We start from the raw sequence: 396 nt of genomic DNA, 5'->3' as shown, positions 1-396 counted from the left end.
TTGTGAAAGACATCATCAAGGACCCATGAATATGTAGGTCCTGCAAAGATGATTTTGTTGTTAGTGTACTTGGTGTCATTTAGTATGTATGACATGGACTCATACTGTGCAGATGTCATATCAGTAGTAATGATCTCAACAAGGTTTACCATTCCAAAGATGCCAATTCCTAAAACTGGAACAATAATGCACAGGCTTGCAATCTGTTTTCTTGGAATTTTCTCAGATAATTTTACTATCAGAACTCCGGCTGCAATACACATCACGGGTATGACTGGAATCCAGTAAAAATACTGGTTATAGCCTATCAAATACAGGAAAATCAAAAAGGGAACAATCCATGTTACAATAAAATAGTCCCTTCTGATTGTTGCAAACACCATGGCAGCTGCTGCG

Annotated in this window: 1 pseudogene; it reads right to left on the bottom strand. The window is 37.9% G+C overall.

Annotated elements, in window-relative coordinates:
* Positions 1-396, bottom strand: a pseudogene (locus DYY66_RS06665) (glycosyltransferase); the annotation flags it as partial.

The organism is Candidatus Nitrosotalea sp. FS, assembly GCF_011319475.1.
Taxonomy (GTDB): Archaea; Thermoproteota; Nitrososphaeria; order Nitrososphaerales; family Nitrosopumilaceae; genus Nitrosotalea.
The sequence above is the reverse complement of the archived record's forward strand: the minus strand, read 5'-3'. Positions and strand labels throughout refer to the sequence as shown.